Annotated in this window: 13 protein-coding genes; 10 read left to right on the plus strand and 3 right to left on the minus strand. The window is 49.6% G+C overall.

Annotated elements, in window-relative coordinates; translation table 11 throughout:
- Positions 1–240: 240 nt before the first annotated feature.
- Positions 241–2,829 (minus strand): thrombospondin type 3 repeat-containing protein, encoded by a 2,589-nt coding sequence (locus ABWV76_RS00615; RefSeq protein ID WP_353374958.1) that lies wholly within the window; start codon positions 2,827–2,829, stop codon positions 241–243.
- 632 nt (positions 2,830–3,461) lie between these two features.
- Here ABWV76_RS00615 and ABWV76_RS00620 point away from each other — a divergent pair.
- From ABWV76_RS00620 to ABWV76_RS00655, 8 genes are all read left to right on the plus strand, one after another.
- Positions 3,462–4,928 carry a DNA-3-methyladenine glycosylase 2 family protein gene (locus ABWV76_RS00620; protein WP_353374959.1) on the plus strand — a complete coding sequence of 489 codons (1,467 nt, stop codon included), beginning with the start codon at positions 3,462–3,464 and terminating at the stop codon, positions 4,926–4,928.
- The gene (locus ABWV76_RS00625) at positions 4,925–5,446 is read left to right on the plus strand and encodes a methylated-DNA--[protein]-cysteine S-methyltransferase (protein ID WP_020411716.1); all 522 of its coding nucleotides are present in this window, start codon (positions 4,925–4,927) and stop codon (positions 5,444–5,446) included. The genes ABWV76_RS00620 and ABWV76_RS00625 overlap by 4 nt, the downstream gene beginning before the upstream one ends.
- Before the next feature lie 97 nt (positions 5,447–5,543).
- The gene (locus ABWV76_RS00630; protein ID WP_282951260.1) at positions 5,544–6,080 is read left to right on the plus strand and encodes a gamma carbonic anhydrase family protein; all 537 of its coding nucleotides are present in this window, start codon (positions 5,544–5,546) and stop codon (positions 6,078–6,080) included.
- The gene (locus ABWV76_RS00635; RefSeq protein WP_020411718.1) at positions 6,073–6,288 is read left to right on the plus strand and encodes a DUF1289 domain-containing protein; all 216 of its coding nucleotides are present in this window, start codon (positions 6,073–6,075) and stop codon (positions 6,286–6,288) included. Before ABWV76_RS00630 ends, ABWV76_RS00635 begins: the two co-directional genes overlap by 8 nt.
- Before the next feature lie 58 nt (positions 6,289–6,346).
- Positions 6,347–9,865 (plus strand): DNA polymerase III subunit alpha, encoded by a 3,519-nt coding sequence (gene dnaE / locus ABWV76_RS00640; protein ID WP_282951259.1) that lies wholly within the window; start codon positions 6,347–6,349, stop codon positions 9,863–9,865.
- 93 nt (positions 9,866–9,958) lie between these two features.
- Positions 9,959–10,915, plus strand: coding sequence for an acetyl-CoA carboxylase carboxyltransferase subunit alpha (locus tag ABWV76_RS00645; protein ID WP_020411720.1), 957 nt, complete (start codon positions 9,959–9,961; stop codon positions 10,913–10,915).
- A 353-nt stretch (positions 10,916–11,268) separates the two neighbouring features.
- Entirely contained in the window at positions 11,269–12,600 is a 1,332-nt protein-coding gene (locus tag ABWV76_RS00650; RefSeq protein WP_353374960.1) for a sugar MFS transporter, read from the plus strand.
- A gap of 390 nt (positions 12,601–12,990) precedes the next feature.
- Positions 12,991–16,014 carry a di-heme oxidoredictase family protein gene (locus ABWV76_RS00655; RefSeq protein WP_353374961.1) on the plus strand — a complete coding sequence of 1,008 codons (3,024 nt, stop codon included), beginning with the start codon at positions 12,991–12,993 and terminating at the stop codon, positions 16,012–16,014.
- Positions 16,015–16,352: 338 nt separating this feature from the next.
- On the opposite strand, the gene ABWV76_RS00660 is transcribed toward ABWV76_RS00655, so the two are convergent.
- Together ABWV76_RS00660 and ABWV76_RS00665 are read right to left on the minus strand one after the other, a co-directional pair.
- Positions 16,353–17,201 (minus strand): LytR/AlgR family response regulator transcription factor, encoded by an 849-nt coding sequence (locus ABWV76_RS00660; protein ID WP_020411722.1) that lies wholly within the window; start codon positions 17,199–17,201, stop codon positions 16,353–16,355.
- Complete coding sequence (locus ABWV76_RS00665) at positions 17,198–18,370, minus strand: sensor histidine kinase (RefSeq protein ID WP_020411723.1); 1,173 nt, start codon at positions 18,368–18,370, stop codon at positions 17,198–17,200. The genes ABWV76_RS00660 and ABWV76_RS00665 overlap by 4 nt, the downstream gene beginning before the upstream one ends.
- Positions 18,371–18,811: 441 nt before the next feature.
- On the opposite strand from ABWV76_RS00665, the gene ABWV76_RS00670 reads away from it, so the two are divergent.
- Both ABWV76_RS00670 and ABWV76_RS00675 read left to right on the plus strand, forming a co-directional pair.
- Positions 18,812–20,143, plus strand: coding sequence for a sugar MFS transporter (locus ABWV76_RS00670; protein WP_353374962.1), 1,332 nt, complete (start codon positions 18,812–18,814; stop codon positions 20,141–20,143).
- Positions 20,144–20,463: 320 nt separating this feature from the next.
- Positions 20,464–23,046, plus strand: a complete 2,583-nt coding sequence (locus ABWV76_RS00675; protein WP_353374963.1) for a glycoside hydrolase family 3 protein — start codon at positions 20,464–20,466, stop codon at positions 23,044–23,046.
- The last annotated feature ends 245 nt before the right edge of the window (positions 23,047–23,291 follow it).

Raw genomic sequence — 23,291 nt, forward strand, 5'->3', positions numbered from 1 at the left:
CCAGGAAGGGTGTTGCCAGTATGTGAACCGCTGACTTAACCTGTGCTGAATAAGATAGGTTTGAAATTATTCTGGCGGATTTATCTATTAATTAGGCGTAACTGCAGGCTTAATAGTAATCGGCGATTAAATTAAGCTAATACCTTGAAGGGGCTGTGTAGAAAAAATGAAAGGTACTTTTTATGGCGATAGTGAAAGCAGCAGCCCTTTTTAGGGCTGCTGCTTCGATGATTAATAAGCTTATGGTTGCTGGTCAATCGGTACCGCGCAGGCTAGATAAACATCCAGCTTGTTATTAATAGAGTTCAGGCCTTTCAGGCTTAGGCGAACCTGATCAAAGTCAGCCTGGGTATTTGCTAGGAGTAGACGGTGATAGTGCGCTCCGTTCACTTTGAAGGGGGCGAGCATATAACCGCTTGTAGTCTCGCCAGTGGCTATGCCATCCAGGTAAGTACCGATAACAATGCTGTTCAGTTCGATCTCATCGAGCGGTGAATTGCCATTTTCCACCAGGAAGCCAATCATGTAGCGGCCGCTCTTAATATTGTCGTGATTTATCTGGATATAGGCGCTGCCTCCAGCACCGCTAACTACCTCTATTCTGGCTGCATCGGAGAGTATTCCGTTGGTTACCTTGTCGATAGATGTTACTGAACATCCATCGCAAGGTGAGGTTATGCCGTTGACCAACTCAGCACTCACACCATCCATAACTTCAAGACCTTCGAAAGAGGTACAGGAAAGTACACTATCAAAGTCACAGGCATCTCCTACGCCATCATTATCTGAGTCTTCCTGGTGAGGGTTGATGGTTTGTGGGCAGTTATCGATATCATTTTCTACACCGTCATAATCCACATCCGGGTCGCAGGCATCTCCCAGACCGTCACCGTCAGTATCAGTCTGGTTTGGGTTGGGAATAGTGGGGCAGTTATCTGCGCCGTCATCTGAGCCGTCGTTATCCTGGTCATGATCACAGGCATCACCGACACCATCGTTGTCGCTATCTTCCTGCCCACCATTTGGTACTGCTGGACAGTTGTCGACATTATCTTCAATGCCATCTCCATCAACGTCATCATCGCAGGCATCACCAGTACCGTCGTTGTCACTGTCGGTTTGGTCATTTGGAGTCAGAGGGCAGTTATCGAGATCGTTGATTACTCCGTCGCCGTCGCGATCGTTATCACAAACGTCGCCGATATTGTCTCCATCTTGGTCTGCTTGATCGGGATTTGCATCTGCCGGGCAATTGTCCTCACCATCGTCATGGCCATCGTTGTCGCTATCACTGTCCAAGTCACAAGCATCACCAATACCATCGCCGTCCTGGTCCTCCTGCAGTGTATTGCTGACAAGGGGACAGTTATCGACCTCATTTAATATGCCGTCGCCATCTAGGTCGGAATCACAGGCGTCACCAATGCTATCGCCATCGGTATCTGTTTGATCGGAGTTGGGAACAAGCTGGCAGTTATCGGTGAGGTCATCAACGCCGTCATTGTCATCGTCGGAATCGCAAATGTCTCCCTGGCCATCACTATCATTATCCGCTTGATCCTGGTTGGGAATATAGGCGCAGTTATCGCTATTGTTGTCGACGGTATCTCCATCGAGATCGCTATCACAGGCGTCGCCTACGGTGTCACCATCCAGGTCTAGCTGGTCGGGGTTGGGTACATTAACGCAGTTGTCGATACTATCTGGAATTAGGTCCCCGTCGCTATCGGTATTGTCGTCACAGGCATCACCGTAGCCATCTCCGTCTGTGTCGGTCTGGTCTTCATTGGGTTCCAGCGGACAGTTATCATTGCTGTTTTCTACACCGTCATTATCGCGGTCGCTGTCACAGATATCTCCGGTGCCGTCATTGTCGGTGTCGGTCTGGTCCTCATTGGCATCTGCGGGGCAGTTGTCGGAGTCATCGTCAATACCGTCAGCATCATCGTCGCTGTCACAGGCATCCCCTTCGCCGTCAGAGTCGATATCACTTTGGTCGGGGTTGCTAATAGAAGGGCAGTTGTCGGTATCGTTTTCAGTGCCATCATTGTCGAGGTCGGAGTCGCAAGTGTCACCAATACCATCGTTATCCTGGTCATCCTGCGAAGCGTTGGGGACATTCGGGCAGTTGTCAGAGTCGTTATCAAAGCCGTCGCCGTCTCTATCGCTATCGCAGGCATCGCCTATGCCGTCTCCATCGGCGTCTTTCTGGTCGGGATTTGGTGTATGTGGACAATTGTCGGCGCCATCGTCCAGGCCGTCATTGTCACTATCACTATCGGCATCACAGAGGTCGCCAATGCCATCATTATCCTGATCCGCTTGGTCGGGATTGGCTGTATCCGGACAGTTGTCCAGGCTATTGGTGTAATCGTCGCCATCACGGTCATTATCGCAGGCATCACCGACGCTATCGTTGTCTATATCGCCCTGCTCATGATTTGCGTCAGCGGGGCAGTTATCGCTGTCATTATTAATTTCATCGCCGTCAAGATCTTCATCACAGGCATTGCCAATGCCATCGCCATCACTATCTGCTTGGTCAGAATTGGCTGTTAGCGGGCAGTTGTCGTCGGAGTCTGAATGGGTATCACCGTCGTCATCGCTATCGCATGCGTCACCATTGCTGTCTTTATCGGTGTCATCCTGGCTGGAATTGCTGATGCTTGGGCAGTTATCCCTGCTGTCTTCAATCCCGTCTCCGTCAGTGTCCACAATACTGGCGCCTGGCAATAGATCTTCGGCAGCATCTCCCCGGCCACCGTCGGATCCACAGGCACTTAAAAATAATATTGAGAGAAAAAATATAATTAGCGGTATTTGGGGCATGGTTAAAGTCTCCGAAAACAAATTTTATTTTTGTTATCTGTCGGAGAAGAAGAGATGGATCTCGTCGGTTAACGTCGGAAAAGTATAAAAATTATTTTCACTAGTTTCCCGGTCTCTACTTCCCTGTAGATAGTTCCGGGGTCGTGCAGATAAATCGCTAATACTTTTGTATGTAACTACGGCACCGGACTTTGTGCCGTTTAATATGCGTTGTTTTGGTGTTGGATGTGTGAAGGTCGATGAAAAAATGGCGGGCTATTTTCTGGTTTATATCTCTTGTAATTTTAAAAAATAAAACTCCGCCATTTGGTTGGGAATGTTCGCGCAGATGTTGTGTTAAACATGTTTAGGCAAAAGTGTCAGGCAGATATAAGAAAAGGACTATGAGTCGAAGATACTTTTAAATTCATACTTGTATTGTTATTTATGCTTTAGCCTGATTTTTTCCAGTAAGCGAAAAAATTTATGCATTCTCTGCGCAAGTGTTACTGCCGTTATTGCTACTGATATATAAGCCTGCTTCCAATTGAGTGAGACCAGTTAGTCAGTTTTTTAAAAATGGCCAGTTCCGTTTTTGACTAGTTCCATGGGCGTGGAATCCATACACTGGTAGTCAGAAACGGGAGGGGTTTATGAAAATTGATGCTGCAGTTTGCTCCAGTGCGCGACTGGCTCGCGATCGTCGTTTCGATGGACGTTTTTTTACAGCGGTGAAAACCACCGGGATTTTTTGCCGTCCCATCTGCCCCGCACGCCCCCCCCTCGAGCAGAACGTTACTTACTTTGCCACTGCGGCAGAGGCCGCGAGTGCTGGCTTCAGGCCCTGTTTACGCTGCCGGCCAGACTCTGCCCCAGGCAGTCCGGCCTGGGAACTGGTCTCTACCACCGTACAGCGGGCACTGAAGTTGATGCGCAGCGAACGGGAGCCTCATTCAGTGGAACGGCTGGCGGAGCGCCTTGGGGTCAGCAGTCGTTACCTTCGACGTTTGTTTGCTGAGCACTTGGGTGTGAGCCCTTTGTCGGTATGGCAGACTGAGCGGGCGCTTTTTGCCTTTCGTTTATTGCGTGATACCAATTTGCCGGTAGCAGAAATTGCTTATGAATCGGGATTTAACAGCTTGCGTCGATTTAATGGTGTGTTTAAACAGATTTACCAACGCACACCATCCGAGGTGCGCAGGGAGGGCCATAATAGGCGGCTGAAATATGGTGTTTCTACAAAAGTACGGCTCTATCTCGATTACCGCCCACCATTGGATTGGCAGCAATTGCTGGCATTCCTCCGTACCAGAGCCCTGACGGGGGTAGAGCAGGTAAGGGACTGCGAGTATTTACGCAGTTTTGCGTTGGAGGGGGGGCGTGGAGTGATGCGGGTGACCCACGATCCAGAGAGAAACCGCTTGGTAGTGGAGGTATCCGGGCAGGAGGGTGGTACCGGCTTGTACCTGCTTAATCAGCGTCTTCGTCGATTGTTTGACCTGGATGCTGATACAGCGGAGATCCAGGCAGTGTTAAATGAAGACCCCTTGCTGAAGAGACAGCTGGCACAGCGACCGGGCCTGCGCTTACCCGGAGCCTGGGACCCATTTGAATACGCTTTGCGGGCAATACTTGGGCAGCAAATCAGTGTGGCAGCGGCTACCACGATTGCGGAGCGCCTGGTGGCTCGCTATGGGGAGTCCTTTGTGGATGACTCTGGAGTTGAGAGGTTCCTGTTTCCCACTGCAAAACAACTTGCTGAGGCGGATTTTACCGGCTTGGGGCTGACACGTACCCGGGCCAATACTTTGCGAGAGTTTGTTGACGCAACACTTGATGGCCGGGTTAATTTTGGCGAGCAGTCCTTGGAGGATTGGTGTACGCAGGTCACTGCATTGCCGGGTATCGGCGATTGGACAGCACAATACATTGCCATGCGCGGGCTATCCATGCCGGATGCCTTCCCATCTTCAGACCTGGGAATTTTGCAAGCACTGGGCAGTAAAGGTCTAAAGGCAAAACCAAAAGAAGCCCTGGCGAGGGCTGAAAAGTGGAGGCCCTGGCGGGCTTACGGGGCAATCCTGCTGTGGCAGTCCCTGAAATCTGGAGAGCAGAAATGATTTTTTATGAGAGTTACACCACAGAACTGGGTGAAGTTGCCATAGCGGCCTCTGGTCAGGTAAATGAGGGTGAAGCCAGGGGTATTGTTTCGTTGCAGTTTTACGATAGTGAGCGCCCGCTTCGCGCTGGGCCGGGTTGGAAAAGAGAAACCTCTGATCTTATCGAAAAAGCTGCTCAGCAGTTGCGAGAATATATTGCCGGGAAGCGGAAAAATTTCGATCTGCCCCTGGCCCCGCGGGGGACCGAATTCCAACGGCGAGTATGGGACGCCCTGTTGCAGATTCCCTTTGGTGAGACCCGCAGTTATAGCCAGCAGGCACAGCTCTTAGGGCAGCCTCGTGCTATTCGCGCGGTAGCGCGGGCCAATGGTGCCAACCCGGTAGCGGTGATAATTCCCTGTCACCGGGTAATTGGTGCGAATGGCAGCCTTACCGGTTATGCCGGAGGCCTGCCACTGAAGGCTCGGCTTTTGAAGCTGGAAGGAGCCAACTTTGTAAGTCAGGGTGAGTTGCTTTAGTGCTCGGAAAGTGAAAAGCACAAGTGCCACCTGCTAGCCATAGGCCCTTTGGCGCGGGATAATAAACGGTTCATAATCATATTGAGCCGGAGGCCAAATGCTGTACAGATTGGGGGATAAACAGCCGCAACTGGAAGGTGAGGGCCACTATATCGCGCCCGGTGCCCATGTGATTGGCGATGTGCGTATGCTAGCGAACAGCTCTGTGTGGTTTAATGCGGTGGTGCGTGGTGACTGTGCGCAGATCACCATCGGTGAAAATAGTAATGTGCAGGATGGCTCTGTGCTGCACGCCGATCCGGGTACGCCGCTGACAATCGGTACCGGTGTCACTGTAGGCCATAAAGTGATGCTGCACGGCTGTGATATTGGTGATTACAGCTTGATAGGTATCAACGCCGTGATCTTAAACCGGGCCAAAATCGGTAAGTGCTGTATTATCGGCGCCAATGCGCTGGTGACTGAGGGCACGGTGATTCCCGACTATTCGATGGTTGTGGGTACTCCCGGTAAGGTGATAAAAACTCTCGATCCCGCTGCCTATGCGCTGCTGAAAGCCAGCAGCGATCACTATGCGGCCAACGGTAAATATTTTGCCAGCGAGTTGGCTCTGCTCGAGGCTGAGGATGTCTGAACAATCTGTAAAAACTGCGGTGCCTGAAGAGCACCCGGTTAAGTCCCCCTGTATTTCCGTATGTGCACTCAACGACCAAGATGTTTGCGAGGGTTGCTTTCGCAGTGGTATGGAGATCAGTCGTTGGGGCTCCATGAGCAACGATGAGCGCCGTGCAGTTCTGAAGCTCTGCACCGAGCGAGCGCGGCAAATGGGCCGACTCTGGTAAATCATTGAATGCGCTTTGCGGGGGCCTAGCTCCGCAGGGCCTGGAATCAAACGCGAATATGACCCAACCTTTTGTCCATTTAAGAATCCACTCTGAATTCTCTCTGATTGATGGCCTGGTACGTATTAAGCCGGCAGTTGCACGAGCGCAGGAGCTCGAAATGCCTGCCCTGGCTCTTACCGATCAGTGCAATCTGTATGGCCAGATAAAATTCTACCGGGCCTGCCTCGGGACCGGCATTAAACCTATAACTGCTGCAGATTTCTGGCTCAGTGAGGGCGGCGAGGGTAAGCCTACGCTGATCACCCTCTATGCCATGAACGGCGATGGCTATCGCAATATCACTGAACTGATTTCCCGCGCCTGGATGGAAGGGCAGTACCACGGCAATGCCTATATCAAACGTGAATGGGTGAAAGAGTACAGCGAAGGGGTGCTCATGTTGTCCGGGGCCAAGTACGGCGATGTGGGCCGCGCCCTGGTTGCCGGACGCCGTGCTCAGGCTGAGGAACTGGCCAGTGAATGGGCGGAACTATTCCCTGGTCGCTATTACCTGGAGCTGCAGCGCACTGGTCGCGCCGGGGATGAAGATTACCTGCACGCTGCAGTGGAATTGGCCCGGGCCCTGAATTTACCTGTGGTTGCCACTAACGACGTGCGCTTTATGGAAGAGAGCGAGTTTGAGGCCCATGAAGTGCGTGTATGCATCCATGAAGGCCGTGCTCTTGATGATCCACGCCGTGAGCGCCGTTATTCCGCCGAGCAGTATTTCCGCACATCGGAAGAAATGTGGGAGCTGTTCAGCGATATTCCCGAAGCTTTGCAAAATACTGTAGAGATCGCTAAACGCTGTTCCGCACCGATTCAGCTGGGTAAGTACTTCCTGCCTGAGTACCCGATTCCCGAGGGCATGACTGAAGACCAGTTCTTTGAGAAGGTGTCCTATGAGGGAATGGAGCGGCGACTGGAGAAGATCCTGGATAAGACCGCTGCCGATTACGCCCAGCGGCGCCAAGTGTATGAGGATCGCCTGCGTTTTGAACTGGATATCATCATCCAGATGGGATTCCCCGGCTATTTCCTGATCGTGATGGACTTTATCCAGTGGGCCAAGGACCACGATATCCCGGTGGGGCCGGGGCGTGGTTCCGGTGCAGGCTCCCTGGTGGCCTACTCTCTGGATATTACCGATCTTGACCCGCTGCAATACGATCTGCTGTTTGAGCGATTCCTCAACCCGGAACGGGTTTCGATGCCCGACTTCGATATCGACTTCTGTATGGAGAAGCGCGACCGGGTTATTGGTTATGTAGCGGATAACTACGGCCGCCAGGCGGTGAGCCAGATTATTACTTTCGGCACCATGGCTGCAAAGGCAGTGGTGCGTGATGTGGCGAGGGTGCAGGGCAAGTCCTACGGCCTAGCCGACAAGCTGTCTAAGATGATCCCCCCCGATGTGGGTATGACATTGCAGAAGGCCTACGATCAGGAGGATGTACTCAGGGAGTTCCTGGAAAGTGACGATGAGGGCCAGGAAATCTGGGAGATGGCCCTGCAGCTGGAAGGGGTTTCGCGCAATGTGGGCAAGCACGCCGGTGGTGTGGTTATCGCCCCCACCAAGCTCACTGATTTTGCTCCGCTTTATTGTGATGAGACCGGCGCTGGCCTGGTAACCCAGTTCGATAAAAACGATGTGGAAGATGCCGGCCTGGTGAAGTTCGACTTCCTCGGCCTGCGGACACTGACCATTATCGACTGGGCCAAGCGCATGGTGGATGAGACGCGCGCGCGCGAGGGGTTGGAACCTCTGGATATCGCCGCGCTGCCGCTGGACGATGATGAAACCTTCAAGATGCTCAAGCGGGCAGAAACTACAGCGGTGTTCCAGTTGGAATCCCGGGGTATGAAGGATCTGATCAAGCGCCTACAGCCGGACAACCTGGAAGATATGATCGCCCTGGTGGCCCTGTTCCGTCCGGGTCCGCTGCAATCGGGCATGGTGGACGACTTTATTAACCGGAAGCACGGTCGCGCCCAGGTGGCCTACCCGGATGCCAAATACCAGCATGAAAAGTTAAAGCCGATCCTGGAGCCCACATACGGGGTAATCGTTTACCAGGAACAGGTCATGCAGATCGCCCAGGAGTTGGCGGGGTATACCCTTGGTGGCGCTGACCTGCTGCGCCGGGCAATGGGTAAAAAGAAACCGGAGGAAATGGCCAAACAGAGGGCCACTTTTGAAAATGGGGCAAAAGAGCAAGGAATTGACCCCGAACTTGCGATTAAGATCTTCGACCTGGTAGAGAAGTTCGCGGGTTACGGTTTTAACAAGTCTCACTCGGCAGCTTACGCCTTGGTGTCTTATCAGACTGCCTGGCTGAAAGCGCACTACCCAGCCCAGTTTATGGCTGCGACCATGTCTTCGGATATGGATAAGACCGATAAGGTGGTGACCTTTATCGAAGAGTGCCGTGCCATGGAGCTGGTGTTGGTGCCGCCCGATGTGAACCTGGGTAGCTTCCAGTTCTCGGTGGATATCGACAACCGAATTATCTACGGTCTTGGTGCCATTAAAGGGCTTGGAGAGGGGCCTATCGAGAATATTATCGCGGCGCGGGAGGAGGGTGGGCCCTTTAGTGATCTGTTCGACTTCTGCTCGCGGGTTGATCCTCGCAAGGTAAACAAGCGTGCTCTGGAGGCGTTGGTTCGCTCTGGTGCTCTAGACAGTATTGGGCCGGATACCGGCGGCAATGATGGTCTGGATTATTCTCGTGCGGTGCTGTTTAACGCCCTGGACGAGGCAGTGAAGGCTGCTGAACAGCAAAAGGCCAATGCCAATGCAGGCATGATGGACCTTTTTGGTGAAGTGGTACCCCAGGCATCCGATGGTGATGTTTACGAAGATTTTCGTCGCACCCGTTGCTGGAGTATTCGTGAGCGCCTGGAGGGTGAAAAAAATACTCTGGGACTTTACCTGACGGGCCACCCTATTGATGAGTACGCTGATGAGCTGCAGCACTTGGTTAAGGCGCGCATTGCCGACCTGAAGCCGGGGCGCGAATCGCAAAAAGTGGCGGGGTTGGTTGTCGCTTTGCGAGTGATGAAGACCAAGCGTGGCGACTCCATGGCAATTGTCACCCTGGACGACCGCAGTGGCCGTATTGAGGCGGCTATGTTCAGCGAGGCTTTTGGTGAGCATCGGGAAAAGTTAGCCAAGGATGCGCTGCTGGTGCTGGACGGGCCTGTGGCGAATGATGATTACAGTGGCGGTCTGAAAATGACGGTCAATGGAGTGTCAACTCTGGATGAATTGCGCCAGAGCAGCGTGAGTGGTTTGCGTTTACAGGTTGTCAGTGGCACTGCGACGCCGGGTTTGGCAAAACGATTGGCCTCCTGCTTGCAGCCTTATACCGGTGGTAAATGCAGGGTCAGCCTGGAAGTCGTGCGTCACGATGCGCGAGGTCTCTACCGCCTTCCACCCGAGTGGAATGTTGAGCCGAATGACCAGATGGTTCAGTCCCTGCGAGAGTTGTTGGGAAGAGAGCAGGTGGCGCTTCAATACGCTGAAAGGCGTTAAAGTCCACCGGACTCGACTGGTCGGTTCTGTACAGTTAAGCTATGCCGCTGTGAATGCCCGGTGGCGTTGGAAAGAGTTAAAGGCGCAGATTTCATGAATTTCAACTTTCTCGAGTTTGAGCAGCCAATTGCAGAGCTGGAAAGCAAAATTAAAGAGTTGCAGCTGGTCGGTGACGACAACGAACTGAATATTGCCGAAGAGGTTACCCGGCTGAGGGAAAAAAGCAGAAACCTGACTGAGTCTATCTACTCTGAGCTCACCCCCTGGCAGGTTGTGCAGGTAGCGCGTCACCCACAGCGTCCCTATTCCAAGGACTATATAGAGCGCTTATTTACCGACTGGGATGAGCTGCATGGCGATCGCCACTTTGGCGACGATAAGGCAATTATTGCCGGTATCGCCCGCCTAAACGGCAAACCGGTGGCGGTGATTGGGGAAGAGAAAGGCCGCTCCGTCAATGAAAAAGTTGCGCGCAATTTTGGTATGCCGAAACCAGAGGGTTACCGCAAGGCTCTGCGTATCATGGAAATGGCCGAGCGCTTCAAAATGCCGGTGCTCACCCTGATTGATACCCCGGGAGCTTACCCCGGTATTGATAGTGAAGAGCGCGGTATTAGTGAAGCCATCGCCCAGAATTTAGCTGTGATGTCCCGTTTGCGCACGCCGATTATTTGTACCGTGATTGGTGAAGGCTCTTCAGGTGGTGCATTGGCTATTGGCGTGGGAGACCAGCTCAATATGCTGCAATACTCCACTTACTTTGTGATCTCCCCGGAGGGCTGCGCCAATATTATCTGGAAAACGGTGGAAAAAGCCCCGTTAGCTGCTGAGGCTATGGGGGTGACCTCCAGTGTGCTGGAAGAGCTGGGTATCGTAGATGAAACAATTCCCGAGCCCCTCGGTGGTGCACACCGCGACCCCGATGCCATGGCTTTGAGTCTGAGAGAGCGTCTCGGTGAACAGCTGGATCAGCTGAGCAGTATTCCAATTGATGAATTGTTGGAGAAACGTTATCAGCGCCTGATGAGCTACGGTAATATCGTTTCCTAACCCCTTAAGAAAAGAGTTTTGTGGCCGGCGTCTTACTGGAGAATCGAGGGCCGGCTACAGACCTTCCCCTTCTTTTTTTTCCTCTGTTAATGGCCCTTAGCTAGCTTCTCAGCTTGCAACTTGGCGTTGTCTTTTGATTGTTTCCCAAGACATTAAGCCGCTGGTTTTGTCTTCCTCCAAACGATCTGCTCCTTAACTTGCTGGTTTCAATTGCTTTTGAGCGCTTTTCTTAAGCAGCTGGGTATGGCTAGCGGAATAGTTACCTGCGTGTCCACATTGCCCCTGTTTTGACCCCCCTTATCGAAAAGACCTGCGGAGTTGATGTAGCTCCATGTTAGAAAGCTGGAAGAATAATGAGTGGTTTGATTGGCAATGATCTCCAGCTATGGGTGGGCGATATTGCTGAGGTCTGTGGAACAATAATTATGGCAATTTTGCAGAGTAATACAGCAACGGATACCGAGCAGTTGCAAACTGGTGAAAAACCTGGAAATAGTTTTGCGTTGGTGGCTTTAACCTCCCTGTTTTTTTTGTGGGGGTTTATTACCTGTTTGAATGATATTCTGATTCCCTACCTCAAAGAAATATTTAGTCTGAGTTATACCCAGGCAATGTTAGTGCAGTTCTGTTTCTTTGGGGCCTATTTCCTGGTTTCCTTACCTGCTGGTTTTTTACTTTCTCGTATCGGTTACCAAAAAGGGATAGTAACTGGGTTAGCTGTTTCGGTAATTGGATGTCTAATATTTATTCCCGCTGGGCGTATGGAAACCTATGCGCTATTTCTGGGGGCGCTTTTTATTTTGGCCTCTGGTATTACCATTTTGCAGGTGTCGGCAAACCCTTATGTCGCTGTGCTAGGTAAAGAGAGTACTGCTGCCAGTCGTTTAACAATGACCCAGGCATTTAATTCTTTGGGAACAACTGTGGCTCCACAATTTGGGGCGCTGTTAATTCTTCCCGCTGCAGGTGTTGCTGCTGGTGCCGTCGGCGCCACTTCCGTAGAAATCCCCTATTTGATATTGGCCGTGGCCCTGGCATTGTTGGCAATTGTATTTGGATACCTGAAACTACCTAATATCGTCAGTGCCAACAGGCTGCCCGAACCTGAAGAGATTACCGGGTCGGCTTGGAACCATCGCCACTTGGTACTTGGTGCTGTAGCCATATTTCTTTACGTGGGTGCAGAGGTATCCATTGGTAGCTTTCTGGTGAATTTTATAGCGGAGGACTCTATTGCCGGGTTGGAAGAGTCCGAAGCCGCATTTTATATTTCCCTTTATTGGGGCGGTGCAATGGTGGGACGTTTTGCTGGTGCGCTGGTGATGCACTATATATCTGCCGGAAAAGTGCTGGCTATCTGTTCTATTGGCTCTTGTTTACTTCTAATGATCACGATTACCGGCAGTGGGCATCTCGCAATGTATGCTGTGTTGGCGGTTGGTTTGTGTAACTCCATTATGTTCCCGACAATATTTAGCCTGGCCCTGGCGAAACTGGGCACGGCTACCAGTCAAGGGTCTGGTATTTTATGTCAGGCGATAGTTGGCGGGGCTGTTGTGCCATTGTTGCAAGGAGTACTTGCCGATCAAGTGGGTGTGCAGCTTGCGTTTGTCCTACCGATTTTTTGTTATCTGTATATCCTTTACTACGGTGTGATCGGACACCAGCCAAATAAGTGCGCTTAAGTTGTTTTTATACTCTCAACTGAGCTCGTTTTGCCGGCATTTTATGTCGGATTTTTTCTGTTCCTAAGAAAAATATTAGGCTTAGGGTTGATTTAGATAAGCGAGCTTAAGCTCCTTGATCAGGTAGGTTTAATGATGTCCACCCGCGTGCATTGATTGACGGGATTTATCTTTATGTGACATTGATTTTTTATTGAACTCTTGTGCCTCCCTTGACACTAAGCTGGATTAAATTTTTGAGTGAAGCTTCTGGATAAATATTTTGGTTCCGTGTGGCCGCTTTCTTTCGTGAGAGCTTTGTGAAAAATTTCCTGTTTTTTGATTTTTCGTAGGTTGAAGTTCCAATATAAGAGTAAGTCAAGAGTGATTAACCGGGAAGGAAAGATAATTATGAATATCTATGATGCTCGGAAGGCTAGAGTGCAATACCTTTCAACCAAACTGTTTTTCAAGTACTTAAACCAATTGCGCAAGCCGATTAAGGTGGGTGTTATTTTTTGTGCTGTGTTTTTTCTCTCTGCTAACCATGCCGTGGGTTTGCAGGCGATACAAAATGGAATTGGCGGTATTCAATTTACAGATGAGGGCTCAGCTGAATTTTTTGTTAATGTCGGTAGTTGGGCCGATGTGCATTACCAAGTAAATGGTGGTGTGCAACAAAATGTACGGATGCAACAATCCGGTAACCGCCAAACACTCTTTCTGGATGATTTACATCTGGGTGCCACGGTGAGGTACAGCTACACCTATTTCGATCAAGAGTGTAATTGTGCTATCGATAGTGATTTACGAGATTATGTTCATGGCGATGGCGATGGCGATGGCGATGGCGATGGCGATGAAACTGATGGGCAAAATAGTGATACAGGTATACAAGCCCAAGATATCAACAGTGCACGGTTTTTTGTAAATGGCCAGGGCTGGGCCGATGTGCACTATACACTCAATGGCGCTGGTCAATTAAATCACCGTATGACCCAGGCGGGAGGCATAAATAAATTTGATATTACCGGCCTCTCAAATGGTGATGTTGTCCGCTATCGTTTCACCTACTGGGATGTAGATTGTAATTGTGCCAAAGTTACTGAGTGGGCAACTTATACTCACAACGGTGACGGTGACGGTGACGGTGACGGTGACGGTGACGGTGACGGTGACGGCGTAGTTGATAGTGTCGATCTCTGCCCTAATACGCCACAGGAAACATCTGTAGATATCCACGGCTGTCCGCTGGCGGTTGATGTAGCTGAAGTCAGCATAATGAATGGCTTCCTGGTTGGGGGTAGAGGCAGTGAATTTCCCGGCTATGCGCTCTACTTTTTTGATGGCGATTTAGGGTCACCAAATAGTAATTGTAGTGTTGAGTGCTCTGATAGCTGGCCTCCATTGTTAGTAAATGATACGGCAGCTTCAGGTACTTCTGGCCTAGACGTTATTGTACGTGATGATGGTCGTCAACAGGCTGCTTACAATGGCCGTCCTTTATATTTCTTTTCTGGTGATTCCCAACAGGGTGATCAAAATGGTCATGGTGTAGGTGGAACTTGGTGGCTTGCAGAGTTGTTTGATCGCAGTGACATTGTTCCCCTGTTTAACGGTGATACCCCCCTTGAACCTGATACGGTTATCGAAACGGGAGATGCGATCATTACTCGTTTTGCTGATAGAGCCCGGGATAGACATGCCAGGGAAGATCAATTCCAGGCTTATGACCATTACCTTACTTTTTATTGGGAGCACCGCACAGCGCAAGTTGAGATTATCGACCGGGTTGCAAAGGGTGGTAATGATATTACCATCAACGTGATCACAGAGTGGGAGTTGGGCCAACCCGAGTTCCGCGCTTTTTATCGGGGAATCAATACCGTTGCTGAGTACTACCATAATGTCTTTTTAGACCGCGATCCTGAGGATGTAACCCGGTATAGCACAACGATCCATTTTAACAGTAAAGAAGGTCGCCCCCTTCAAGCTGGCGATCGTATGGAAATGGAGGTGAGTCAGTTTTTACTTAATCCACCCAATGGCCGGGCCAATTATTATGGATCTACCGTGCTTTATATTGTGGGACAAGGAGGGTTGGTGCCTTGGGAAGCAAAGGGCACCTTTGGTGACCCCGCCACAGAACGAGAGGATTCCTATCCTATCCCTACTAAGGGGTGGTTGGGAGGGGGCACTACTCTCCCCTATCAATATTCAGGTGAAGCAGATAACCATTTTATGCAAATGGCTTCGAATCTTGCTCCGCAAAACGGTCAAATCTTTGTGCGGGGTCGTCGAATTCATCATAGCGATTTTGGTGATGGATCCCACAATGAGAGTAGTGAAAATCCTGGGCTCATTGAGGTTGCCAATAAATTAGGCCCTCAATATATAAACCGATCCTGCGTTAGCTGTCATGAAAAAAATGGCCGGGCCCCATCTGCAACTACCGGCTCTGATCTATCCCAGTATGTAGTCAAAGTGGGTTCTGTTAGCGGAGAAGCGGATCCACTTTTAGGTCATGTATTACAGCCTAAAAATATCAATGGTAGCCCGGAGGCCACAGTTACTCTCAGCGCGTGGGTGGAAAATAACGGCTTACGCCGCCCCGTCTACAAGTTTAGTGGAAATAGCCCTGCGTATTATTCCGTCCGTATTGCTCCACAATTAGTAGGCATGGGTCTATTGGAAGCAATTCCTGAAAGCGCTATCGTGGCCCAAGCGGATCCAGACGATAGTAATGGCGATGGTATTAGTGGTCGTTTGCAGGTTGTCAGTGACCCGCAGAGTGGGGAGCAGCGAATTGGTCGTTTTGGCTGGAAAGCGGCTCAAGCCAGTGTTGCTTCGCAAGTTGCCGCAGCTCTCAATACCGATATGGGAGTAATGACTTCGATATTTCCGCTACCTGATTGCGGTAGCGCCCAATCAGGCTGTGGCGCTGCTGGTAGTGAATTAAATGAACAGAATCTTAGTGACTTAGTCGACTATGTATCACTATTGGGCGTTAGTGCGCGCCGAAACCTGAACAACAATACTGTGCTGAAGGGTGAAGAGTTGTTTACTAATGCTGGCTGTAGCAGTTGCCATACGCCTACCGTGGTTACCAGCGCTTATCATCCAAAGGCGGAACTTCGTAACCAAATAATTCACCCTTATACGGATTTATTGCTCCATGATATGGGTCCAGAGTTAGCAGATAATCTTCCGGAGGGGGTAGCTTCAGGTTCTGAGTGGCGAACCCCTCCACTTTGGGGGATTGGGCTGGGAGTCGATGTTAGTGGAGATGAGAGTTATCTTCATGATGGTCGTGCCCGCACCCTTGACGAGGCAATTTTGTGGCATGGGGGAGAGGGGAATAATTCGAGACAAGCTTATGAGCGAATGTCGGCGGATGAGAAGAATGCGTTAATTATGTTCTTGCAATCACTCTAATAAAAATAGCCCCTCTCAAGTAAGAGAGGGGCTATTTTTAGAATATTTCCGGCCCCTATGCTGCTGACCAAGTACTAGAGAGTGCTAGCTTACTGTAGTAAGGGAAACCCATATGAATTTGATGATCCTTATATGGCAGTTAACATTGACACCTGGAATGTAAGTTTTTCGAATGATTCGTTTTATAGGTGCGTGTAATCGGAAGTGCTGGAAAGTTGACTATATGTGAAAAAGAAATTATTTGTCGTAAAGATATTTCGATTTTATTAACAGATAGAAATACCAGCTAATCCCTGTCGGTATTTCTCGGACTCGAATTATCTTTTGTCAAAAGAATACTAGGAAGCTTGGGGAGCGGCTAAATTTTTGTGCCGATTGGACTCCAGGAACTCTTTGATTGGCAAGCGATAGTTTCTGCTAACCTTTACTTTCGCGCCACTGGTCAAGGTGAGAAAATATTCTCCTTTGGTAAGAACCTTAATGTGCTCAATAAAGTTAAGGTTTACCAGCGTGGAGCGGTGAATACGTTTGAAGTTCTTAGGACACAATTTTTTCTGTAAGTCTTTAATAGTGCTACGCATAACATGTGTCTCTCCTTTTACATGTACGCACATATAATCCCCGGCGGCATCAATCCACTCAATATCCTGCTGGCTCACCATAGTGATACTACCGCGGTCTTTGATGGCCAACCGGTTGGAAGCGTTTTGAGGCAGAGTAGCCCCTCTGTGGGCGTTACCCTGGTTTACAGTATCGTCAATGGAGCGCATCAGCCGGTTTTTCTCTGTCTGATGGCTATGTTTAGTAGAGGTATTCACCAGTTGTAGACGTTGCCGAGCCCGTTCCAGGGCTGTGCGGAGACGCTTACCATCTAACGGCTTGAGTATATAATCTACTGCGTGGACTTCGAAGGCTTTGAGAGCGTATTGATCAAAAGCAGTGGCGAATATAATTTGGGGCATAATGTCTCCCTGCAGGTTATAAACTACATCGAAGCCATTCATTCCCGGCATTTGCACATCCAGCACCAGCAAGTCGGGAGTGTGATCGGATACTGCTTGCAGCGCTTCTCTGCCATTTCGGCAGCAGGCAACAATTTTTATATCGGAAAACTCCTCAAGCATGCTTTTTAACAGCCGGAGGGCCAGGGGTTCATCATCCACTAGCACGACGGTGTAATTATTCATAGGGCTTCTCCCTGTGTCTGGTTTATGGGGGAGGTGGAAATTTCCAGCGGGATATCAATATGCACCATCATCCCGCAACCGGTCTTTTGGAACTGCTTTATTTGGAAGTCTTGTGGATAGAGGCTGGAGAGTCTCTCGCGCACGTTCTTTAATCCAACGCCGGTAGAGGTTGTGTGGCCGTTCTGCTGCTCTGGAGAATCATTCGAGCAGCCTGAATCATTGACTTTCAGTACTAGGCGGTTACCCGACCGGTGGGCGCGAATTGCTATAGTTCCACCTTTTTCATTGGGGGCAATAGCGTATTTAACTGAGTTTTCGACCAAAGGCTGCAGTAGCATACTGGGAACCCGAGCTTTGCGGACTTCTTCATCAATAGCGATATCTACACTGAGCCGATCGACAAATCGGGTCTTCTCAATTTCCAGGTAGAGTAGAACGGCTTCAATTTCCCTTTCTAATTCTACTTTTTGCATTGGCCCTTCTTTTAGGGATAGGCGCAGGAAGTCGCTTAGCCGGATTACCATCTCCCGGGCTTCGTCGGCTTGCTGAAAGCGAATTAAGGCATTAATGGAGTTCAGGGTGTTAAAAAGGAAGTGAGGGTTCAATTGATAACGTAGCATCGTCAGTTGGGCTTCGTTGGCAATAGCTTCCGCCCGGAGTCTACGCAGCTGCTCGCGTTCGTTGACTGCAGCTACATCAAGCATTTTCCTGTGCTCATCCTGCAGGAGCATATAGTATTTCACTCCACAGTACAGGGCGCTCCAGAATAAAAACACAAAGAGTGAGGCGTAATACCAACCCCCGAATTCGGACCAGATAGAATGCTCACCGCTCAGGCGGATATAAGCCTCCATTCGTACCAGTGTCCATATGCCTGAAATTACCGCTACAGCGAGCAGGTAGATGACGGTTCGTACCGCGAGCTCCGAGTCCCAAGCTATATCAAAAATGGGCCTGAGAAATAGCGACAATACAAAAGCAACTGCGCATTGGAACACGGTGTTTGCTGGTTCAAATTTCGGCCATTCAGAAGGGGAGTGCCATAGTGTGAGTGAGAGAAATGTAACCAGCAGGATGCCGGCCCAGCTGACCAACTGTAACTTCCAAAACCAGCGAGTCGACTGAACATCAGCGTTAAGTTCTATAGTTTGACGGGGGGAGTACTGCATGATGTCCCGTTTATTTAGTATTGTGAAAATGACGGGATAGGCGCTGATTATTGCGCTTATTATTATCCAATAGATACTACCTTGGCTTGGCGGGCCCCGCCATAGCTGGTGAGCGCCAGCTTTCCGGCTTACCTTTTAATTGGTCCTACTTGTCGCTTTTTGGGGTGATTAGTCAAGTAACTTTCGGCAATCTGGGTCCATAAGGCAAATATACGTGTTGAATGATATTTTTACTGGTTAATACCCTAAACCCGTTAACCATTTTTAATGGTGATGCGATATTTTAGATTGGAATCAAGGACAAAAGAAGAAAGTCGATGACTGGAATAGGCCATTCTGCTGCATTAATTTTCCTTGTTTATCCTTAAGCGACTAAAAAGGGTTTAGGATAAACAGTTTCATTGCCGATATATAAAGAAGAGATTTGGGGATTGGTTTCTAATGAGCCAGATGTTGCCCGGGTCGAGGCTTCCCTCGAACGATATGGCTGTAAATGGTATTGGTGCTTCGGAACAATCTGCCGTGGCTCCAGGTCCTTTCAATTTGGCCGCCTTGACTTCACTGTTTTTACTTTGGGGCTTTATCACTGGTCTGAATGATGTACTGGTGCCCCACTTCAAAAATGTTTTTGAGCTGAGCTATACCCGCGCAGTACTGGTTCAATTTTATTTTTTTGCTGCCTATTTCCTGGTATCCGTTCCAGCAGGCCTACTATTACGGCGGGTAGGTTACCAGTTAGGGTTAGTACTGGGCTTGTTAGTAGCTTGCGCGGGTTGCCTGATATTTATTCCTGCTGCGCGCCTCCAGATCTATGAAGTTTTCCTGCTGGGATTATTTGTGCTGGCTTCAGGCATTACAGTACTTCAGGTGTCGGCAAATCCCTATGTTATTGCCCTCGGACACAGTAGCACGGCACCCAGTCGATTAAACCTTACCCAGGCATTCAACTCTTTGGGTACCACGTTGGCACCTATAGTTGGCGGAGCTGTTTTTTTTACCGCTTTTTCCATCACTTCTGATCCGGATACAGCGGTTACTCTGTCTGACTTCCGTGCGCGGGAGGCAGCCCTGGTAGAGAAGCCATATTTTTGGCTGGCAGTTATCTTGTTGCTGCTTGTGGCTTTCTTTTCCTGGATACGCCTGCCCGTTATTCCAGGGCATCAATTAGCTCCCGGGGCTGAGGCTAATAAAAGTGATGTTTTCTCTATATGGCGCTTTCCGAGATTGACGTTGGGTGCGGTGGCGATTTTTGCCTATGTTGGAGCTGAGGTGGCTATAGGCAGTTTCCTGGTCAGTTTTTTTGGCGAGCCCTCAGTTGCGGAAATGCGCCCCTTAGAGGCTGCACACTTTGTCTCCTATTACTGGGGAGGTGCCATGTTAGGTCGTTTTGCCGGCGCTTTGTTATTGCGATATATACCCGCGAACAAAATGCTTGCAGTCTGTGGGTTAGGGTCGGTTGTTCTGATTGTAGCGGCAATGCTTTTCTCCGGGCTGGTGGCAGTTTGGGCGATTGTTGCTGTAGGTCTGTGTAACTCCATTATGTTTCCAACCATTTTCAGCCTCGCTCTTCGTGGTTTAGGTAGGCATACCAGCCAGGGCAGTGGTGTGTTGTGTATGGCCATTGTCGGAGGAGCGATGATTCCGCTTATGCAGGGTGTTCTGGCTGATAATGCTGGTATTCAACTTTCATTTTTAGTGCCGATGTTGTGCTATTGCTACATCGTTTACTACGGTGCTTTTTCTCCAACTTTACGCGGCGCGGCAGTGGAATAGGGTATGTCTATATTTCCACTTTGTCCGTATTTTGAACCAGTCCATCGGATTTCTATTGGCGCTTCAGGTCAAGTATTGCACTTTGGTTGAATTCATCCTTTTCAGGCGGTTTCTGGTTAGAGTGGGTTGTTAAAAGTTGTCAGATATTTACCTGTTTGTATTTTGGACATTCTGTAATTATCCAGAGCCGATAAATTTATAAAAGTAATAAAATTAGCCTGTTTCCAATTTTCTAAAATTGAGCTTGAAGCCCGCAATACCAGTGGGTAGCTGGAAAATAGTAGCTGGTTAACAAGATAGGAAAAACTTGGGAGTTATCTGTGAAATTTAGTAAAAATTTTTCACTGGGTATTGTGCTCTGTGCGTCAGTATTTGCTGGTTGCCAACAGCAGAATAATGAGAGCCAGGCAAGAAAAGGTGAATCCCTGGTAAGTGATGGCGGTGGCAATCTCGAGAACTGGCCTGTACTTGCACCAGCGTTCATACGTGATGAAAAACTGGAAGCGCGTATTAATGAAATAATGTCTCGCATGTCTCTGGAGGAAAAAGTAGGCCAGTTAATTCAGGCGGAAATTCGCCATGTAACCCCAGAAGATGTGAAGAACTATCACTTGGGCTCGGTACTCAATGGTGGCGGTGCTTTCCCGAACAATGACAAGTTTGCTACTCCCCAGGATTGGCTGGCACTCTCGGATGCTTTCTTTGAGGCGTCTATGGACACCTCCGATGGCGGTGTCGCTATTCCTCTGATTTGGGGTTCCGATGCGGTTCACGGTCACAATAATGTAATTGGCGCTACCCTGTTTCCTCACAATATTGGCTTAGGTGCTGCCCGGGATCCAGATTTGATCGAGCGTATCGGTCGTGCGACAGCTCGCGAGGTCGCTGTTACTGGAATTGACTGGACCTTTGCACCAACAGTTGCAGTTGTTCGCGATGATCGCTGGGGACGAACTTACGAAAGCTACTCTGAAGATCCTGTGCTAGTTGCCGATTATGCGAAAGCTATGGTTAATGGGCTACAAGGAATAAAAAGCAGCGTGGGTTTTTTGCGCGGTGAGAACCTGGTAGCCACTGCCAAGCACTTTGTCGGTGATGGTGGTACTACCCGAGGAATAGACCGGGGTGATAATGCGGTACCCGAGCGTGAACTGGCTGAGGTGCACGCCGCTGGTTACCTGACGGCGCTCCCCGCGGGTGTGCAGACTGTGATGGCTTCTTTTAATAGTTGGAATGGTGAGAAGTTGCATGGCCACAAGTATCTGCTGACAGATGTCCTGAAAGGGCGTTTGGGCTTTGATGGCTTTGTTGTAGGCGACTGGAATGGCCACAGCTTTGTGCCAGGTTGTACCTTGGAGAGCTGTGCCGCAGCAATTAATGCCGGTCTGGATATGTTTATGGTTCCGGCAGACTGGAAAGCGCTCTACAAGAATACGCTTACTCAAGCCAAGAGCGGTGAAATTCAGCCTGAGCGTCTAGAAGATGCGGTGCGTCGTATCTTGCGAGTGAAGCTTCGCGCAGGCCTATTTGAGCGTAACATGCCGTTGGCTGGTAAAGGTGGCATTTTAGGAAATAATGAGCATCGCGCGATTGCCCGGGAGGCGGTGCGCAAATCTCTGGTGTTGTTAAAAAACAATGAACAGCTACTGCCGTTGGCTGCCAACCAGAATGTGCTCGTGGTGGGAGACGGGGCGGACAACCTTTCCAAGCAAAGTGGTGGTTGGACTATCTCCTGGCAGGGAACTGGAAATACCCGAGCTGATTTTCCCGGTGCAACCTCGATTTATGAAGGGATTGCTTTGGCAGTAAAAACGGCTGGTGGTGAAGCTATCCTGAGTGTGGATGGATCTTTCGGGGCTGATACCTTTGCAAATGGCAAGCCACCTGGAGTAGCGATCGTCGTTTATGGTGAGGATCCCTATGCAGAGTGGCACGGAGATATCACCAATATTGAATACCAGCGCGGCGGTAAAAAAGATTTGGCACTACTGAAAAAACTTCGTGAGCAAGAAGTGTCGATAGTCAGTGTTTTCTTGTCTGGACGTCCACTATGGGTGAATAAGGAGCTAAATGCGTCAGATGCCTTTGTAGCGGCGTGGTTGCCGGGCTCAGAGGGCGCGGGTGTAGCAGATGTATTGTTCAGGGGAGAAAATGGTGAGGTGCGCTATGACTTTACTGGCAAACTACCTTTTAGCTGGCCTGTGTATATTAACCAAGCCGTTCTCAATCCTTACCAGGAACACTATGAGCCACTTTTCTCGTTGGGTTATGGTTTAACAGCTAAAGAGGAGTCTCTGGTGAGTAATGAATTGCCTGAAGTCAGTGAAAATTTTGCTGGGGGAGTCCTTGAAGATGCCTGGTTAATGGTTTCCCGTCCCAGGGCTCCCTGGGTATTGAATATCGTTGAAAGGGATTCCAAGACAGTTCCAGTCACGGGTAATTACGCAGCTAGTGACGATGATGAAAATGTCGTTGTTACCTCAATTGACATGTCCTCTCAGGAGGATGCCCGTCTGATCAAGTGGAAAGGTTTACGTCCTGGAGCCGTAGAGTTGTCTGCAGAATATATGCAGAACCTGAATATTTACCTGGAGGAAAAATCTGCTCTTAGCCTAAATATCCGGGTTGACCGGGAGGTGAAAAAGCCGGTATTTGCCGGGATGACTTGTGGTGAGGGCTGTATTGCCAAGGTACCTTTACATTCTGCCTTGAAAACCATGCCTCTGAAAGACTGGACTCGTATCTCTGTGGACCTGCAGTGTTTTGCTAATGCGGGCGCTGACTTTGGAAAAATTTTCAGTGTTTTCCGCTTGGAAAGTGAAGGCGCTATGGAAATTGCGGTGGCCAATGTGAAATTGATTCCAGAAGCGGCAAAAACTGCAACTGTTCAGTGTAAAAGTTAATAGCGAGATATTTGAGGGGGTCAAGTAGGTTCAATAAAATGGACTGGTTCAGGCCAAATCTGAACTACTACAAATAAAAGCTTGATTCCCTTTAGAGATTTTGAAAGCCCGCATTCAACTCTGAGGTGCATCACCCTCTAGGCCGCTGTAGCACTCGCATTGTCTTCCATAATCTGTCGAGGAGTTTTATAACCTCAGTGGTTCAACCATGGAAGATGCACTTTACGAAATTGAATCAACAATTA

This window comes from Microbulbifer sp. NBRC 101763 (assembly GCF_040371615.1).
GTDB lineage: Bacteria > Pseudomonadota > Gammaproteobacteria > Pseudomonadales > Cellvibrionaceae > Microbulbifer > Microbulbifer variabilis.